This window comes from Pseudoalteromonas sp. P1-11 (genome assembly GCF_001399995.1).
Lineage (GTDB): Bacteria > Pseudomonadota > Gammaproteobacteria > Enterobacterales > Alteromonadaceae > Pseudoalteromonas > Pseudoalteromonas atlantica.
On record NZ_LJSP01000005.1, the window covers coordinates 1 to 18,853 of the forward strand.

The following is an 18,853-nucleotide window of genomic DNA, read 5'->3' on the forward strand; positions in this document are numbered from 1 at the left end:
TTTAATAAAGCCAAAGAAGCAGCAGCTTATTGTGGATTAATTCCACAGCATAATGAATCGGGTAATTTAAAAGGGCGAACATCAATCAGTAAACTTGGGCCAGCCAGAATTCGCTGCAAACTCTATATGGCAGCTATTGTCGCTGGGCAATGGAATAAAACAATCAAACGACACAAGTTAACATTAATAAATAACGGTAAAACACCGATGCAAACTGTGTGTGCGAATATGAGAAAGCTCATCCATATATGTTTTGGTGTAATAAAAAACCAAGAAGCGTTTAAGCTCCAAGAAAGTTAAGTACGACCTTGAAGCTNTGAGAAAGCTCATTCATATATGTTTTGGTGTAATAAAAAACCAAGAAGCGTTTAAGCTCCAAGTAAGTTAAGTACGACCTTGAAGCTTAAAATGAGAGATGATATCTACAACTAATTATTACTTCTTCACTGCTGCATGTTTTCTGTGGTGATAAAACCACTTTAGGTGTTTATTAAAAAATTTACCACCGAGGGCGCTGCGCGCTGCGCTGAGAAAAAGTTCTTCTCCTTTACTTCTCTGGGCTCTCAGTGGTGACATAATCGCCTTTAAACGCCAGCAAGTCGCGTGCTAACAATGTAATATTAAAAAGGTGTTATCAATTTTGCATTTCGATATTGCTCATTAAACCCTAGAGTCTACTTTATCGGGGTCAGATAACGGACCAAATAGCTAGCAGCTAATAACTTCCTACTTTCCTTTACGATTTTATCTGCACTAAATCAAAATCAGCCATGCCTGGGACAATCGCTTGCAGGCGCGATTCGGTCACATCGAGTGCGTTTAAACATTCGCAATATTCAGAGGCTTTAAGCTCGAGTTGCTGGGCTTTTTTTTGTAGTGATTTATCGATTTCTTTAGAGATAATATCCATACGTTGCCCCATATCGTTAATGCGGTCTTCAATATTACCTTCGCGTGATTTAAACGCATCACCAAGCGACATTAAAATAGCTCCTAACGAGCCATGTACGGCAGAGTGTATTTGCTGGCTAATTTCTTTAGTGAAAAAATCATCTATTTGCGAGAGCGACTGTGGCGCGATAAAAAAGAAATCATCACCGCGCTTAAACTTGTCCATCAGCGCGCGCTCTACGTACTGGAGCTGGGTTTTTAATACCTCAGGCTCTTTGTCAGACATTCCCTCAACCACATGTTCAATCGCGCTTAAACCTAAATTAACGCCATCGGTCGCCAAATTTACAAGCTCTGGCACCGTATGGCGAATACCATTGCTAAATTGCTCAAGCACTTTACTTTCTTCAGTACTTAAATCGACCCAATAGCCCCGTATAAAAAGCTGGTTATTATTATTAATTTGTACACGGGTTTGGCCTTTATCTAGAATACGAATAACATCGTCGGTAATGATTAAACCATGGCTCAACTCGACATCACATTGAGTTTGAGCGAGTACACTCGAACTTGAAAAAGCAAAACACAACGCCAATATCGCACGAGATAACAACGCCATATACACCTCTACAAGCAAAAGAAGGAAGGCCAGTAGGTTAACAAAAAACAACATTTATGCAAGAAAAATAGCCATAGGCTTCATGAAGCTGCCTTCATATTTTGCCATTACGGGTGGGCTTCCCACTGAAATTATCTTGCTGGGCATGCGTGCTTTTCGCTTTATTACTTATGCGATTATTGCTAACCTCGCATTAACGTTTTTTACTTAAACAATTTTTTGCTAACGGAATAATTATGCTAAAAAAAAATATCACTGCTTGTCGGGATGGCAATGAGTACAAGTGCAGTGGCTAAAGGCGGTGTTTCTCCTTACTTACCATTAAACCAAGCGCCTGTGCTTGAACATCAAATACAACGTCTTTTAGCTGTAAGTAAAAATACACATATAATAAGCAAACCCTATAAAGCGCATGATATTTACAATGTATTACAAACCATCAGACATACCCTGCACTATATCAAACCCTGTCGTATCAGCTAAGTCCGTATGTACAAAGCGACGCGGGCGCCTTTGCCAAAATAACCCTTGCAGCAGGCACGAAAGATAAAACGCTGCCAAACCAGCGCGGGCAAACCACAAAAACCAACTTAATTGTTGAAGGTGAAGCATACGCTAACTTTGGCCGCCACTTTGGTGTAAGTGTCGCTGGCATAGCCAACGAAGACGAATACTGCCTACACAAAGCTTTGTTTACCTAGGTTATAAATATGCCCAACTAGATATTGGCTACCGTGAACATTGGTACTCTCCCTTTGAAGACAGCGCTATGCTATTAAGCACACAAGCTAAAACGACGCCCTCTATAACAATAAGTAACGTAGAGCCAATCACTAGCTTTAACATTAGGTATGATATGTTTATCAGCCAAATGACAGAGCAACGTGGAATTTTAAAAGAGGGTAAACAAACTGGTGTAGAAAGAGTTTACGAACCAGGCAAGCCCTATTTATTTGGTCTTCATACAAGCTTTGCAGCTACCGATAATTTAACTATTGATTTAAGCCGCTTAATGCAATTTGGAGGGGGGCCACGTACTGTTACCCTTAAAGATTTTGCAGAAGGCTTTTTTACCCCTGGTAGTAAAGACAACATAACAACTGCAGATGCAGATGAGCTAGGAGATGAATACGAGCTGGGCGATCAGCTTGGGGCAATTAGCTTTGAATACAATAATAGCCTCTACTCACTGCCATTTGAATTATATGGTGAAATTGCCCTAGAAGACACACTAGGCGGAACCCGAAATAACGCGTACAGTTTTGGGCTCTACCTACCATTTATTAGTAATGACCACAGCTTACGATTTGAGCACAGCAATTGGCAGCCGAGTAGGTATGGTAACCACTTGTACCTTGATGGAAACCGAAACTCGGGGAATGTCATTGGGCATTGGGCAGGTGATGAGCACGACTATACTGATTACACAGCAGCTAAATCAATGAGCGTCAACTGGCATTGGCAGTTAAGCCCAATAGAAACACTCAATACGACTATTCGTTCGCTTGAAAACAAAAACGATGGTTATAAAACTGGCTACGAACTACAAACAGCCTATACTCGTAAACTGGCAAAACCAATCATGGGCGCACAAAGTTTGGGAGCAGAGCTTTACCAAGGTAAAGATGTTTATGGCGAAACATTTGCCCGCTTGAGTGTATTTGCTAACTTTTAAAGCTATTGATTCACTCCACCTAAAGAGCAGTTTAACTGCTCTTTAGGTGCGCTTCGTACTGAGGGAGTCTTTCATCTAAATAGAATAATTTAAAACCCTGATAGTGCTATTTTTTAATCACTACCAAATAAATCGCGCGTATACACTTTATCTGCTATATCACTCAACTCTTCCACCATACGGTTTGATACAACCACATCAGCGAGTTGCTTAAACTCGTTTAAGTCTTTAATTACCCGTGAGTGATAAAATTCCTCTTCTTCAAGCACCGGCTCATACACAACCACTTCAATGCCTTTGGCTTTTATACGCTTCATTATCCCCTGAATAGACGAAGCCCTGAAGTTATCTGAGCCCGATTTCATAACTAAGCGGTAAATACCCACAACACGCGGATTGCGCTTTAATATTGACCCTGCAATAAAATCCTTACGGGTGGTGTTTGCATCTACAATCGCACCTATAATATTATTTGGCACATCTTGATAATTCGCGCGTAATTGCTTGGTGTCTTTTGGTAAACAGTAACCACCGTAACCAAACGACGGGTTGTTATAATGATTGCCTATACGTGGGTCTAAACCTACACCTTGGATAATTTGCTTTGAGTTCAAGCCGTGTGCTTCTGCGTAGCTATCAAGTTCATTAAAGTAAGCAACTCGCATAGCAAGGTAGGTGTTAGAAAATAACTTAATCGCTTCCGCTTCCGTTGAGTCAGTGAATAGCACTTCAACGTCTTGTTTAATTGCACCTTGCTTCAGTAAATTAGCAAAAATAGTGGCGCGCTCACTTTGCTCACCCACAACAATGCGTGACGGATGCAAATTGTCGTACAGCGCTTTACCTTCACGTAAAAACTCAGGTGAGAATAGTAAGTTGTCAGCCTTAAGCTGCTTTTTAATATCAGCCGTAAAGCCAACCGGAATAGTCGACTTAATCACCATAACCGCATTAGGATTATGTGCCACAGCATCTTTAATAACCGCTTCAACCGAGCGCGTATTAAAGTAGTTTGTTTCTACATCATAATCCGTTGGAGTGGCGATGATAACAAAATCTGCGTTTTCATAGGCCACTTTTTTATCGGTGGTTGCTGTGAAGTTTAAATCATCACGCAGTAAAAATTCACTAATTTCAGTATCAACAATTGGTGATGTCTTATCGTTTAAAAGCGCAATTTTGTGCTCATCAATGTCTAATGCCACCACTTCATTGTGTTGTGCTAAAAGCATTGCATTTGAAAGGCCTACATAGCCCGTCCCTACCACAGCAATTTTCATGGTATTCCTTTATGTTTAAAAATATTTTTACTATTTTATCAGAGCGAGGAGGGAAAACGAACAACCAAAACCGTAATTAAAAAATATCCCTTTTATAACACACCCGAGCGGTACCTGGGGTGCGTTATCGCAAAAAGCGTGAATGTGTATTTAGCGCTTATTTATCGTGTTTTGTGAGTTGCTTGATATAATCAGAAAAATTTCTCCCTAACTTTTCATCACGCATACCGTATTCAACAATCGCTTTTAAATAACCCAGCTTATCACCACAGTCGTGCGAGCGACCACTCATATGAAAGGCTTCCACCGTTTCTTGTTTCATTAGCTCATCAATTGAATCAGTTAACTGTATTTCGCCACCTGCGCCAACCGGTGTTTTAGCAAGTAGTGGCCAAATAGTTTTACTCAGTACGTAGCGCCCTACCACCGCTAGGTTAGAGGGGGCTTTGTCTGCATCCGGTTTTTCAACCATGGTTTTAATAGCTGCACTATTGCCAGGAGTAAGCTGCACACCATCGATATCAGCAATACCATATTTACTTACATCTTCTTGCGCTACAGGCTCTAGCATAATTTGACTTGCACGTGTCTCGCTAAAGCGTTTTAACATCGCTGCTAAATTTTCAGTTTTTTGGTCTGCCGTATATGCATCTAGTATTACATCTGGCAATAAAACAATAAAATCATCATCACCCACAATGGGCTTTGCACATAAAATAGCATGCCCTAAGCCTTTTGCTTCACCTTGGCGCACACTCATAATGGTTACATCAGCAGGGCAAATAGAGCGCACTTCTTCAAGCAAAGCACGTTTAACACGCTTTTCAAGGGTGGCTTCAAGCTCATAACTTGTGTCAAAGTGATTTTCAATTGCATTTTTAGAGCTATGTGTGACCAGTACAATCTCTTTAATACCCGCGGCAATACATTCAGCAACAATGTATTGAATAAGCGGTTTATCTACAATGGGGAGCATCTCTTTTGGAATTGCTTTGGTCATAGGCAGCATACGTGTGCCAAGCCCAGCAACAGGAATTACAGCTTTCATAGGTAGTCCTTTATAAGTGATTAAGTGTCTATAAACTAGCAGCTAATAGGTAAATAGTGGCTGAATGGAGTTTGACAACTCCTGTGCAGAAAACTGTGTGGCTTTTCGCAGACTCTGATAAGCATGGAGGTAATTTCAGACCCTATAAAGCGTTTCATCACTCACTAAAGGGACGTTTATATATTCTGCGATTAACGTTGCAATTTTTTTCATCTGCGTGCGATTCGCTCCTTCGGCAAGTAGATAGCGTGTTCCTTGATTAGTTAAAATTCTTATTTCACCACTTTGAAACGGCTCTTCCTGACGTTTCGCATTTACAATTTTTTTTATTAACTCTACTTCCGCGATTTCTTTAAATGGAATTGTCTTCTCTAATCCTATTAATTTTTTTTCAGATTGTATAAACCTGTATTCTTTACTGCCTTTTTTAACTACCCCCCCTAGCCAAATTAATGTACCCCCTCCTATAAATAAAGCACATGCAGCAAATACATCAACTACGGCAAAAAGCGTATACACGCTAGCAATTAATATACCTGCGCCAAAAAATAAACAACTGGTATAGGCTAATTTGCTTGAACGTGACGGTGTGAGTATTAATTGTGCATCAGACTCCTGTGCAGTGTGTGTAACATGAAGTGTTCCACCCATATTAAGGGGCTCTAATGAGCCCCTCTGGGTAGACTTATTGGTATCCAAGTCCACCAATTGTCTCTCCTAGGTTATTATTTTTCATCGAGCGTACCTCTGGTATATTTGCAGGCTCTTGCTCTTTAATTGACATAAAGCGGATCACAGCATCACACCCAGTCACGAGAGTCTGATCCATTGCAACATCACCTGTGTCACCAGAAGATAAGTCGACTATGAACTCATCTTTTCTAAGATTATTGGAATCCTCAAAAGACCAGTTTATTTCGCCATTAAAAGTACCTGATGTATCTGTGTACACACCAAATAAACTATAGTTCATTGGCGAGCCATCGTAATCCTGCGCTTTGCCGAAAACAAAAACCTCTGAGGTTAGGTTCTGGTCTAAATCGAATTGCTCCTCAACAACATAATCTCTACCAGCACACGCAATAAACATGCTCCACTCAGACTCTTCTTTCGTATTTGTTGTTGCACAAGCTGATTGTGATAGCTCAGAGCGATTTCCTCGTGCATCAAAAGCAGCGATAGAGTAACAATATTCAGTATCTGGTGCTAATTGCAAAATAGTCGCCATAGGATCTACAGATACTTCTTTGGCATACGTCGTACCACCGTCGTATGCATAGACTGTATACCCTGTAACACCCGTTTCGTCAGTCGCTCCGCTCCATGTTAATTTAATCGCTGTTGATGAAAGTGGCTCTGCTGATACTTGCGTTGGTGCCGTTGGTTTCGTACTATCTAACGCTGTAACAATCGCACATACTTCATTAGACGCCGGTGACTCATTACCTAAATCATCTTCTGCAATAACAAAATAACAATATTGCTTATTAGCAGCCACATTTGAATCTTCATATTGTGAGCCATAAATACCATTTTCTAAAAATACGCTATCTCTATAAATTTTGTAGCTGATATCAGCATCACTATCAATAAAGTCCCAATCAAGAATAAAGCTCTCATTACCTGTTGTAGTTACCGTTAACTCTGTTGGCGCATTAAGCTCTGTAGTGCCACACGAACGACTAAGGCTGTCTATCTGTTTTTTAAATTTAAATAAGCTAGATGTGTAATCAAACTTTTTTGTGATCAGACTAAAAGAGCCTTTAAAGCTTATATCCAGCTCAAGAAAAGTATTCACATCAAAAACACAGTTATTATTATTTACTAATGGGATCGCTTCGACACCTAGCTTTAATGAGTTTCCAACACCTGGCCCTGCAATACCATATAAGCGACTAAAGTAAGCAACCTCTGGGCCTGCTTTCGCCTCTGCTTTAAACTCAACGGTGGTGAATGGATCATTAGCATCCACATCAAAGTCTAACCCTTTAATCCCCTCAAACCCTTTACTTTCTGTATATTGTGCTCCAGCAACGATGTCTAACTTAGCCACTAAACGTGGTTTCAGTGTCATTCCAACGGATGCATCAGCAACCAAAGATAATTGCACTTCAGGCTGAATGACAATAATACCCAGCGTAATCGGTGAGAACCGAATCGGCAATGTCACACTCTCTTTCAAAGCAGCCACATTTACGGGGCCCCCAATATCTAAACCAAGTTCACTGTCTACATCTATGTGTGCAACGCTTCGAAAGTGACTTATAGTAGATGGAAAATCTACTTTTAAAGAGAAGTCCGGATTTACCGTTAACTTTATCCCACCTGTTGCACTGATCTGATCATCTTTAGTACCTATATCACCGTCAGCATCGTGCAGTATGAGGTTAGTAACCGCAAATTCAATGGGTGTCGCACTCGCTACTTCATTTTGTGGTTCTGCTGTCTGCTGTACTGGTAGTACTTTCATACCTTGCGGCAATGTCGACTGTTGCACACTATCTGCTGTTAATACTTGTTGATAAACAATCGTACCTTCGGTGATTAATTGATCCAAGGTCGCTTCTTCAGTCTTTATGACCCTTAATGAGCCTTGGTTACCCAGTATTTCAACAACTCTTTTTAAGAAGAAGTGCTTTAATCCTTCCCCGTCATTTATTCCGTTTGATACTAGAATACTTCCAATAACTACGTTACTTAGATCTGTGCTCCCATCGAACGTAATCACTCCTGTGGTCTCATTGTAATCTCTAATTGACGCTTTTTGCTGCTCATCAAGGACAACCACGTTGTCGGCTAAAGTTAAGTCAACACCAGATTCATTCGGAGAGAAGGTTAAAGATAAAGAAGTATCGCGGTGAGGTGTCAGTTGACACACATTAGCATCTTGCGCAGTTTCGCAGCCTCGCCAACTTAAAAACTGCCAATCATTCGTAGGAGTAGCTTTTAGCGATAGCGCAGTCCCTTGATCAATATCAATTGAACAGACATTACTACTTGAACATATTAATGGGCTAGCATTATTTAATAGTTCAACACTCCCCTCACCAAATGAGTCTATCGTTACTGTGACTGTAACAGGTGAAACTTTTACTTGTTTTTCAACTGTTGCGGTATTGTTTGAACTATCGGTGGCTGAATATACAACGGTATAATTACCAGGCTGTGCCAAATCAATGCTATTTGAAATTGTAACTTCAACTTCATTATCGTAATTGTCGACAGCCTGTGCACCATATTCGCGGTATTCTGTTCCTTGCTCAAGCGTAAGCGGCTCTTCATTTAATAAGGTTATAACAGGGGCTGTTGTATCAACGACCCTAACCGTTCTTACTACTTCAATGCTATTTCCAGCTTTATCTGTTGCTGAATAAGTAATGGTATAACTACCAAGAGTACTACTATCAACATTACTATCAATTGAGACTGTTACATCAGTGTCTGTATCATCTGATACGGAGTATCCCGGCTCGACAAAGTCTGTATGAACTTCGACTTCAATTTCAGCGCCACTTGTAAGTGTAATGGTGGGGGGAGTCGTATCTTGGAGGGGCTCTACTTGAGTGGCAGGTTTATCATCAGATCCTCCACAACCTGCCAACGCTAAACTACACAGTGGCAATATAAATAGCTGTTTGAACTTCATGTGTATCTTCCTTTATATGAACGCAAGAAAGTCGTAATTTGAAAACAATTTTTCAAAGACCTTCAACTAACGCAATCCCTTGCGTTCAGTTAACATTAACCTACCATGTTAATTAAAAAAAATTAACAAATCAACAGTATCTATCTGCTTTGTTTAGTAAAATTATAATAGATAAAACAATGTAAGTAGTCACACAGGCTTAGTTTTCTTAGTTTAAAAACTGCTCTTTCTAAAACGGATTGATAGAATCAGAGTTGATTTTTATCGCGATCGGACCTTCGTAAACCTACCCCCATATAAAACCTATTATTTTTTAGACGGAAATAGAGCTAGTACATTGTTTATCCGAATAAATTTAATTTGAAATAGGCAATAGAAATATATACAATTTTAAGGCTAGTCGGTTGTAGTACTTATCAAATTGGATGATGAGTTAACATGGAAGTAAAGCATAGTCATTTCCCAATATCCCTATCCAAGATGTACCCATATGATCGCGATTTAGAAAAAATTGGCCGATGCTTTGTTAATCAACGAGCCATGGCTCACTCTGATATTAAACAAATAGAATTCGATTACAAACTAAATATTATAGGGATATAAAAACATGATGAAATGTGATGTTATCTACAAAGGGATCAGTCATAAAAATAATATCGCTAGCCTTGCAAGCATTCTTAAGCGCTGTTTTCCTGCCGCATCTAAAGCTGATCTAATCAACTATTTAAAGCAAGATGAACTCCTTCTATTTACTGATCTAGACGAAGAAAAAGCCAATAAAATTGAGCTCGCTATTATCAAGTTTGGGGGTAAAGTTGAGCTTCAATTTAAACATAATAATGACGATCTTTTTGATCTTGAAAAAATTGAAGAAGTAGATGACTTAGCTACAGAAGAAGAAATTGAAACCGTTGCTGTGGTTGAAGACATCTCGACAATAGGGGCAGCTCCAGCCTCCGCTGCTGCTCAAGAAGCCACCCTGGAAAATGATACCGCCAACGTAGACACCTTGCTAATAGCTAAACCATGGAAACGCATTGCAGCCGTGTGTATTGATCAGCTGATCACCATGCTATTTACGTTCGTCATTACGTATTTAATAATGACCTTATTCTCACCCTCAATTGAAAGCCTAAAATACCTTGGATTCGTATTCAGCCTTATTTATTTCACGCTAATGACAAGTAGTGTATCGGGCGGACAAACAGTTGGTGCAAGGTTATTAAAAATAAAAGTCGTAGATGAGCACTCAGCCCCACCAAGCTTACTTAACGCCTTCATCAGATCCGTTTCCTTCTTAGTAGGCTTAGCTTTTTTCTTCATATCAGCGATAAGCATCCTCTTCAACTCTAAGCGTCGAGGGTTTCATGATCTAGTGTCAGGTGCGTATGTCGTCGAAGAGCAAACGCCTAGCTTTATTAACTCGAACGCTTTTACACAAAAAGCACAAAAAGTAGCCTTTGAGCAACTAAAAAGAGCACAAACAATCGGCATGGTAAAATTACAAGAGTCTGTAGTACAAATAAATTCATCCATACCCTATTTGGAGAACGCAGGATACATTATCGAAGACCTTGAAATGGAAGTCGGTGTATCACCAAAAGTGAATGTAATTATTAAAATGAACAGTGAAACGACGCTATCAATGGAAGAACTTGAAGAAAAAGTTAAAGAAAAACCTGTCGTGGCAATGTTAGTTCGCGCGATAAAAATGAGCGCTGACTTGCAAAGAAAAGTTAACATTAGAAGCATGAAAAGCGTAGGCATGGAAATTAGTCTCGCCGTTACACCGTCGGTAAAACTCTTATTTACTAGGTAGCGCGATGACTAATCTTTAAATGCTCGTTTTTTAAAGGTGATATCATCCTTATACAAATCTAGAAGAGTCAGTGAATGAGCTTGTATTACATAGCACTGCATCAAAAGGTATTGCCACAGTTAAAAAACATTACCCAAAAATCGAGCGATATTAAGGCAGCGTGCCATGTCCTTTGCGGGCACCAAAGTTCTGGCTGACTTCAACATAAAGCTACTTTTCTCCGATGTGTGTAAGAAAAGAAATGGTGAAGGGCTTGAAGAGTATTATTCACTTGGCACAACGGCAACAACACCCGATATTCATAAAATAACCACAAAGTATTGGCCTACGCCGAGTTTTAATTCTTTCAGTGCAAGAGTGTGGTGCTTTAAAAGATACATATACTGATGAGACTATGACTGCCGAAGAAGTATGGCGAATACATGAAACTTGGTAACTCAACTCATAAATGAGTAGCCTAGTTTTAAGAATATATTTAAATACATTCACTTTTGAAAAACACATGAAAGCGGTACACAACTATGAAATCAATTAAAAACTCTTTTTTGGCATTATCGGTGCTTTCTCTTACGGCCTGTATGTCTACTCAGCCTCCAGTTATTTCACAAGAGTCAAACGAGGTTTATCAATTTGATGATAACGCGAGCTTTGCGTTAAATGTAGCTCAAATGACACGTAAAACAGCGGGGTTATCAGATGTAGAGCTACCAGAAGATGCACAATTCAAAGCTAATCGTGGCTTAGTAGGCGCTGCATACGCTATGTCATTTTTAACTGGTGGCTTAGTTGATTTAGCGGGCAGTATGGGTGCTCAATCACAGGCCGATAGAGCCTTTAATTGGAAGCCTATGTTTGTTTTTTTAGGTGATTTAGATAGTCAGAACATCGATGCTGATGCAGTGAAAGTTGTCGAAAGAGAGCTTACTAATACTTTTAATAATATTGATAGTGAATTTTTAGGTTTAATGAGATCTAGTTCAAGTAATAGAGATGATAATTTCGGTGTTGCTTTTAAAGGAGCAAGATGTGAACCATCTAAACAAACAAGCTACACTTATGCAGGCTTATTGCGAGGTGGGTTGTTTTTAGATGTAAAGCCAGAATATGACCGTGCTTGTGGTTTTTTTGTGGATATTAACGTAACTGGCAAGGTAAATGTCGAAGGTGAAGTTAAAGACGTTATTACTCTTACTATTATTGGTGGGTATAAGCGTATAGATGAAATTCTGATAGCAACATCAGGTTATGCGGTTGTTCCTCAAACATACGGCAGTTGGGGTGGCGTTAAATACACTGTCCCAGCACCATATGTAATTCATGACAACACTATGTATTTATTTACTAAAGAAAATTCGTCTTTTAAATTAAAATAATTATTCTAAATTGATTATTAATTCCATTTTTGTTGCCAGCCCATTTAAGGCTGGCAATTTTACATATTAATGAATATCAGACACCTTCCTCGCTTCCAAACGGATCCGATAGTTCCCGCTATTAGAAGAAAACACTCCCCTCCCCGGCAGCCCTATACAGTAAGACTTTCCGCCCTATTTAACTCTACATATGAGACATGAAAACGTCTGAAAATGGCTCTTTGAGACACTTCCACCTCGCAAAAGGCTGAGATAAAAATGTGTGAAAATACACTTTATCTATTGATGAGGTAATCAAATATTATTAGAATATATTTTAAATCTAATAACTTGTACTTTTATGCACAAACTACAGGGCACAGGAAGTGCAAGTTTTTTATTACTACAAAGGACGAAGTATGTTTAAAAAAGTAATGACCGTTGCAGTGTTGGCTTCTTCATTAACAGCGTGTAAATCAACCCCGCCTCCTGCTGAGGTTCAGCTCACAAACATCCCTAGCGTTAGCTATAAGATGCCACTCGATCAATCAATTGACATTAGTTTTAACGCATACAATACATGTGTTTCTTCTGGCGACAGCGGTTGCGTGAAGTATGACAGCATAAAAACGGCCGAGTCGTCTGGCGACTTTTTAGTAGAAAAGCGTGTCCATAATGGAACAATCGGATCCGGTGCCGTCTACACAATTAAACAAAGCACCGAGCGTACAGCAGATGCTAATATAGTTACCTATCAGCCGGTAAAAATGACGCCTTATCAGCAAGGGTTTATACTTCCTTTTGCTGTGCCTAGCATCGATATAGCTGCTTATCTAAAAAACTCGCAGTTTAAAACAAAATTTGAAATCAACTCTGAATACCCTTCTCAGTCAGTAAAAGCTAACTTTGATCGCCTAATGAAAAAAGTACATGGCAGATTCCGCATTTATGGTAGTAACTCTAAACTCGGTTTAGAGGATTACTATATGACGACAGTCGACGGTGCTAAAGTTGTTATGCTCGTAGAGTCTTTCCCTTATAGAAACGGCTCAAAAGTTGTCGTCAATGCTATAATTGAAACCAAAAAGTCAAATAAAAACGTTATTGATGTCGCTGAAATTTTGAAAAGCGTAAAAGCAAAAGTCGCTGAAGTAACGAATGCTTAATAATGTGAACGATCCATCGTCACCACTACGTGCCGAACAATAGGATTCGACAGCCTAGCTTTTTAAGCTAGGCTGCTTTGTTTTATCAGTCCATACAGCCACTAATATCGCTTTGATAACGATTTCCCGCTTCATTATTAGCTGTAACGCCCGCTAACTACCTTAGAAAAGAACACACCGACAGCCACAGCGAAATACAGCCAACTTTCACAGGGTTTATTGATATACGTGCTGTCAATGAATCACGCATTATCTGATTCAGGCACTCCAAATTATTCCTGTATATGCTTTTCAGAAATGGCCAGCGGAACTCACGATTTAAAGTAACGACGCTTACAGCCTAAATAAGCTTTGACATTTTTAGTTTATTTTTTGTGGCTATAAAGTGTAGTTTTGATAATAACCAGCAATAGTTAAGTCACTTAGTTATCGCGCTTATATAATACAACGGAACTGCTCAAGTCTAAGTGCTTCTCTCACAGTTATCCTTTAATTGAAATTTAGAAATAACTAAATCGTTATGACGAGTTACTTACATCTATATTTGACTAGGTGCTTACGTCACAAATTACTTATCGCTTCGATACATAAATCGACGACTTCTGAAATGTCTTTTGAAGTCGTATCAATATGTAACCAGTTTTCTTTTTCTGATATATATTTATAGTTCATAGATAGTCTTCTTTGGTAAGACTCATCATTGAGGGACATAAAATCACTTTTACTATTTTCAATATCACTCCTCGATTTAATTCTTAAGCATTGCTGCGCCTTATCAACGTATAAAAAGAATGTTAGATCAGGTTTCTCAAGTTCATCTTTTTCAGCCATACTTCGCTTATATAAAGTTTCTATATCTATATTTTGCCTCGACGCATACCCTATAATTGAACTGTATATATAACGAGTACAAATAACACAGGTGTTATTCGTTTTATATTCTCTGATCTTATTAGATAAATCGAAATTAGAAGCCATATAAAAATGAAATCGCCCACTATTCGGTAAGTACTCGTCCACATACTCCCGAAGCGCTTTAAACTGCCCTATTGGGCTTTCCAAATGTATAGCTTTTAATTTTTTTGCAACAAGAGAACTGATGACACTTTTACCTGCGCCATCCATCCCTTCAAATACAATAAATGGACTGTTCACTTAACTCACCGATTGTGTTGGCTGATCCTTTAAACTCCCATTCCGGTACAAAGAAACGCCAATACAGCCTTTGTCCTTAGCAAGAAGCAATGCGCGCTTAATATCATCAACCGTAGCACTATTTGGAAGGTTTATAGTTTTAGAGATCCCGCCATCAATATAAGCTTGAAACATAGATTGTGTAAAAATATGTTCTTTGGTTGATAAATCATTGGCTGTTACCAATACAGTTTTTAGCTCTAATGGGAGCGAAGTTAATTCAGCCACGTTTACTCCGGCTTTTAATTCAGTGAAGATGACATTAGTATCAACACCATAGCGTTGAAGAATACGTTTGAATGTGGGTTGAAGCTGAAAAATAGCTTCTCCTTGAACTGTCTGTTTGATCAAATATGAAAATATAGGCTCAATTCCACCAGACACATTTGCAATTAGACTCAACGTCCCATTCGCTGGTACAGCCATCAAAGATGCATTTCTTCTAGGGGGACTATTTTCTAAAAGTAACGCTTGACTACAATACCCTCTTTCTCTTCCTAAACGCTCACTTTCACTTTTTAATGTAGCTTGTAACAATGACATTAATTTTTCTACAAATGCTAAAGACTCATCGGAGCCATAACGTATATTCAGCATAAGTAACGTATCAGAATAACCCATTATACCCACACCGACCTTTCTACTTTCAAGGCACCTTTCTTGAACCAGCTCTGAAGCATGATCTTGAATATCATGTAGGTTATCTAAGCAGTTTAATCCTACTTTTGCGACTTTTTTAAAACGCTCAAAATCAAAAATGCCCTCTTTTACAAATTTCGTTAAGTTAATCGAACCTATCAAAGAGGACTCATTTTCACGAAGCAGTGATTCACCGCAAACATTGTTTATTAATTTACTCTTAGAGCGTTTCTCTTTTTCTGCCTTTAATGAAATAGAAGGGCGGCCTGTTGTATAAATTGATTCACATAAGGTATTCCATAATTTTAAAGAGTCAGAATCATGCTTGGACACGTTATCAAAGAAATCATTATCAAATTCAATATTTGTGTGGGTTATTACTAATTGAGAGCTTATTTTAATAAAATCTATTATCTTTGGGTGTTTATAAGATAAAGTAACGGCGCTGTGTGCTTTCCTTTTTCTATTAGGATTTAGTAAATTTGTTTGCGTCTCTATATTTAATGTTGCCGAAATAGGATCTTCCATGTTTGAAAAATCATAACCAATTCCACCGCAGCCATCATGGATCTGTTTAGCCACATCTAAATCACTAAAACTAGAAGGTGGTGATAATACGTGGCACGCAAATAGGTTTGTACTGTCGTCAGATTCTGAATTCATCATTACTGGGCTATTAGGAAGAAACGCACCTTCGTGTATTAATTTTACAAGCGCTAACGTTTTTTCTTCGGCTACATCCAAGGTTGAATATTTTTTCTCTGCCTTTAAAAATAATCTGCCAACACGTTTAGGTAAGTCCGACCAATCGGCCGAGTCATGGTTTGAAAAAAAACGTGGCGATAATATTTCTAGGTATGGGTTATTAATTGCCCATGAAGGTTCACAATTTAAAGCTTCATTGCTTAATTCTAGTGTAGTCATATACTGTCCCTTTTATATTTATTTGCGTGTTTTAAAGATAATAAGGTGCTTACAACACCCTTATTATTTTGGTACTTACCTCTAAATACAGTTATGTTAATGTCTTTAATAGCTATTAAGTAATTTAGAGTTTACTCTATACCTTATCAGCGCAAGCTTTAGCTGACTTAGTTCAAACTTTCACAACAAACGGTATTCCATTTGCTGAAACGAGCCCATCGGGATCTATACGCCACTCAGTCATAACCCCCTCTTTGATAGGTTCAATAGCACTATTATACCTCTGGCTCAAATAATGAAACTGTTGATTCTCAGAGCCAACCCAGTTTCGGTTTTGCTCAATATCATCAAGCTCAAACTCTCCATCAACCACAATATCCACGTATTGTAATAACTTATCTATACCACTGAATTGCTGCTCTTTTAATTCTTCAAGTTTATACCCTGTAAACAACATCACTGATAAGCCTATACACTGTGCAAACTCTGCAAGCTCCGATAAACCTGGCGCTTGGAGCACTGGCTCACCGCCTAGTAAAGTTATTCCCTCGATGCCAAAGTGCTCTTTGTTTGACTGAATTTGCTTTTTCAATTGTTCGACTGCAATTACATTTGCCGGTTCAAGCTTTAAAAAATCAGGATTACAACACGATGGACACCGTTTCAAACACCCTTGCACCCAAATAGCGGTACGAGTGCCTGGGCCTTCTGCATCAGTAGCATCTACAATTGCAGCTACGTTTAACCACGCCATTAATCCACCTCAAAATCAAAGGCTTTACCTGCTTGTACGACTCTGATTGGCCGCCCATTAAAGTCCGAAAAATCCGAAATATTTTCAAATAAAAACTCAGCTAAAGGGTCAAACAAAGCCGACACCATCGCATTCAGCACGCCTCGCCCGCCTGCCGTTTTATCAACTTGCGCGACAATTGTGGTGAGGGCTTTGGTTTCATTATCAAAAATAAGATCCGATATGCCCCACTTTTCTTTTAAACGTATTTTTAGAGGCTCTAATTTTGCCTTTGCAATAGCAACCAGAAAATCTAAATCCGTCATAAAATTAAAAGGCACTATATTTGCTTCACCTATTCTGCCCAGCAGCTCTGGGCGCTTAAGTTCTTGAACAAAGTGCTTTGTAACGTGGCTTTTGAACTGCTCGAGCGCTTGCTCACTAGGTTCAATTTCACTCGCACCAATATTCGAAGTAAAGACAATGAAGGTATCAGCAAAGTTAACAGTCTCGCCTTTGCCATCAGTAAGTCGACCATCTTCTAGAATTTGTAAAAATTTATCTAAAATACGCGGGTGAGCTTTTTCAATTTCATCAAATAATAACAATGAAAACGGCCTTTTTTTGACAGCGTTAGTTAACTGGCCACCTTCTTCATAACCAACATATCCTGGCGGAGCACCTACCAAACGCTGATCTGCATGTTCATGGTTAAATTCAGACATATCAAAACGCATACAGGCATCTTCATCACCAAATAAAAAACTGGCTAATGATTTTGCTAGTTCTGTTTTACCCACACCAGTTGGACCAACAAAAAAAAGTGCCCCCTTTGGCATTCTAGACTTTGCCGAGTGCTGTAGACCTGATAAACCTGTAAACGCTCTAACAAGCACTTTTCTAACTAATTTTATGGCTTCTTCTTGTCCTTTTACTCGCTGGTTTAAGGTACCCTCAACATCTTTTAACTTGTCGTAGTTTAATTGCTCCCACGGCGATTCCTTTTTACCGTAACGATATAACGAGACTAATGCCTCTAAGGATAAGGCTTCTTGTTGATGACGTGAAAGTCGAGCGAGTTGGTTTATCTCACGCAGAGTTAACGAATCCGTCAAATCAACAAAATCTTCTAATAAACGAGATCCTACCGTTAAGCTGCCTTCAAGATTAAAGGTAGGAGCAAGACCTAGTATCGCTTGTTGGCGTTCAGCACGGTTGGGTAGCGGGACAACGATCTCAGCAAACTGAGGGTTACCTACGGTCAACTGTGGTGGTAGTTGGTTCGCGCCCTCACAAACAAAAACCATTAAACTTTGTACTTTATCTATTTCTACACGCGACATCTCATCTGCTGAGTCCCGTAGGTTATGTAGTAATTGCGCTAACCAGCCCCGCTCTTGCTCTGAAAGCGCATTTACCTGCCCAAAAAGTAAATTGGACCAGTCGATGACAAATGCGACTTTCGGAAAATGAGGATTTAGCATCACACGTTGAGCAACTGTAAAAAAATCTTGTGGCGTCAGCTCTGTTTGCCCCGTTTGCACTTGTTGCTGATCAACCTCTGACTCATCATCAAAGTCATAATCATCGCCCTCAACTAGTTCAGAAGGTGGAGTTGATGATTGCTGTAATTCGTTCCAATCTTCTGGCGATATACCGCAAATCCCTCCTACCCTAGAGTAATGAATTACGTGCTTAAAACCCAGCCTTTCAAACGTTGTGTTTAACACCAGCTTAAAAGGTTGCTGTGTTCCTTCTTGAGTAAAAACACTATTATTAACATTACCACTTATAACAATTCCGCGGCGCAACTTTGCCTGGCGCGAAAGATCTTCAATCCATTCTGACAACTTATGTTTGTTCATGT

15 protein-coding genes are annotated in these 18,853 nt (G+C 39.2%); 6 read left to right on the forward strand and 9 right to left on the reverse strand.

Annotation, left to right across the window (positions count from 1 at the left end; translation table 11 throughout):
* On the forward strand, positions 1 to 300 hold a 300-nt coding region (locus AN390_RS10565; protein ID WP_157686040.1), incomplete at its 5' end, for a transposase.
* Between the two features lie 436 nt (positions 301 to 736).
* Here the strand turns inward: AN390_RS10565 and AN390_RS10570 are convergent.
* Positions 737 to 1,510 carry a YggN family protein gene (locus tag AN390_RS10570; protein ID WP_029773261.1) on the reverse strand — a complete coding sequence of 258 codons (774 nt, stop codon included), beginning with the start codon at positions 1,508 to 1,510 and terminating at the stop codon, positions 737 to 739.
* A gap of 273 nt (positions 1,511 to 1,783) precedes the next feature.
* Here AN390_RS10570 and AN390_RS19890 point away from each other — a divergent pair, with 273 nt between their 5' ends.
* Positions 1,784 to 1,993, forward strand: a complete 210-nt coding sequence (locus AN390_RS19890) for a hypothetical protein (RefSeq protein ID WP_236695092.1) — start codon at positions 1,784 to 1,786, stop codon at positions 1,991 to 1,993.
* 241 nt (positions 1,994 to 2,234) lie between these two features.
* Positions 2,235 to 3,185 (forward strand): capsule assembly Wzi family protein, encoded by a 951-nt coding sequence (locus tag AN390_RS10575; protein ID WP_236695096.1) that lies wholly within the window; start codon positions 2,235 to 2,237, stop codon positions 3,183 to 3,185.
* Between the two features lie 113 nt (positions 3,186 to 3,298).
* Here the strand turns inward: AN390_RS10575 and AN390_RS10580 are convergent, their stop codons facing one another.
* The 4 genes from AN390_RS10580 to AN390_RS10595 all read right to left on the reverse strand — a co-directional run bounded on the left by AN390_RS10580 (position 3,299) and on the right by AN390_RS10595 (position 9,159).
* A complete protein-coding gene (locus AN390_RS10580) occupies positions 3,299 to 4,465 on the reverse strand; it encodes a nucleotide sugar dehydrogenase (RefSeq protein WP_029773260.1) in 1,167 nt (388 codons plus the stop codon).
* A 157-nt stretch (positions 4,466 to 4,622) separates the two neighbouring features.
* Positions 4,623 to 5,513: a UTP--glucose-1-phosphate uridylyltransferase GalU gene (gene galU / locus AN390_RS10585; RefSeq protein WP_029773259.1), complete on the reverse strand. Its 891-nt coding sequence runs from the start codon at positions 5,511 to 5,513 to the stop codon at positions 4,623 to 4,625.
* A 135-nt stretch (positions 5,514 to 5,648) separates the two neighbouring features.
* Complete coding sequence (locus AN390_RS10590) at positions 5,649 to 6,164, reverse strand: hypothetical protein (protein ID WP_029773258.1); 516 nt, start codon at positions 6,162 to 6,164, stop codon at positions 5,649 to 5,651.
* A 34-nt stretch (positions 6,165 to 6,198) separates the two neighbouring features.
* On the reverse strand, positions 6,199 to 9,159 hold the full coding sequence (locus AN390_RS10595; RefSeq protein ID WP_055254413.1) for an immunoglobulin-like domain-containing protein: 2,961 nt from the start codon (positions 9,157 to 9,159) through the stop codon (positions 6,199 to 6,201).
* 607 nt (positions 9,160 to 9,766) lie between these two features.
* On the opposite strand from AN390_RS10595, the gene AN390_RS10600 reads away from it, so the two are divergent.
* The 3 genes from AN390_RS10600 to AN390_RS10615 all read left to right on the forward strand — a co-directional run bounded on the left by AN390_RS10600 (position 9,767) and on the right by AN390_RS10615 (position 13,496).
* Complete coding sequence (locus tag AN390_RS10600) at positions 9,767 to 10,978, forward strand: RDD family protein (RefSeq protein WP_055254416.1); 1,212 nt, start codon at positions 9,767 to 9,769, stop codon at positions 10,976 to 10,978.
* Positions 10,979 to 11,499: 521 nt separating this feature from the next.
* Positions 11,500 to 12,351: a hypothetical protein gene (locus AN390_RS10610; protein ID WP_055254420.1), complete on the forward strand. Its 852-nt coding sequence runs from the start codon at positions 11,500 to 11,502 to the stop codon at positions 12,349 to 12,351.
* A 398-nt stretch (positions 12,352 to 12,749) separates the two neighbouring features.
* Positions 12,750 to 13,496, forward strand: a complete 747-nt coding sequence (locus AN390_RS10615; protein ID WP_055254422.1) for a hypothetical protein — start codon at positions 12,750 to 12,752, stop codon at positions 13,494 to 13,496.
* Positions 13,497 to 14,057: 561 nt separating this feature from the next.
* Here AN390_RS10615 and AN390_RS10620 read toward each other — a convergent pair.
* The 4 genes from AN390_RS10620 to AN390_RS10635 form a co-directional block, all read right to left on the reverse strand.
* On the reverse strand, positions 14,058 to 14,651 hold the full coding sequence (locus tag AN390_RS10620) for a deoxynucleoside kinase (RefSeq protein ID WP_055254424.1): 594 nt from the start codon (positions 14,649 to 14,651) through the stop codon (positions 14,058 to 14,060).
* Positions 14,652 to 16,253 carry a hypothetical protein gene (locus tag AN390_RS10625; protein WP_055254426.1) on the reverse strand — a complete coding sequence of 534 codons (1,602 nt, stop codon included), beginning with the start codon at positions 16,251 to 16,253 and terminating at the stop codon, positions 14,652 to 14,654. It lies immediately after the preceding gene.
* 172 nt (positions 16,254 to 16,425) lie between these two features.
* Entirely contained in the window at positions 16,426 to 17,007 is a 582-nt protein-coding gene (locus AN390_RS10630; protein WP_055254428.1) for a 4Fe-4S single cluster domain-containing protein, read from the reverse strand.
* Complete coding sequence (locus AN390_RS10635; protein WP_055254430.1) at positions 17,007 to 18,851, reverse strand: AAA family ATPase; 1,845 nt, start codon at positions 18,849 to 18,851, stop codon at positions 17,007 to 17,009. Before AN390_RS10635 ends, AN390_RS10630 begins: the two co-directional genes overlap by 1 nt.
* Between the last annotated feature and the right edge of the window lie 2 nt (positions 18,852 to 18,853).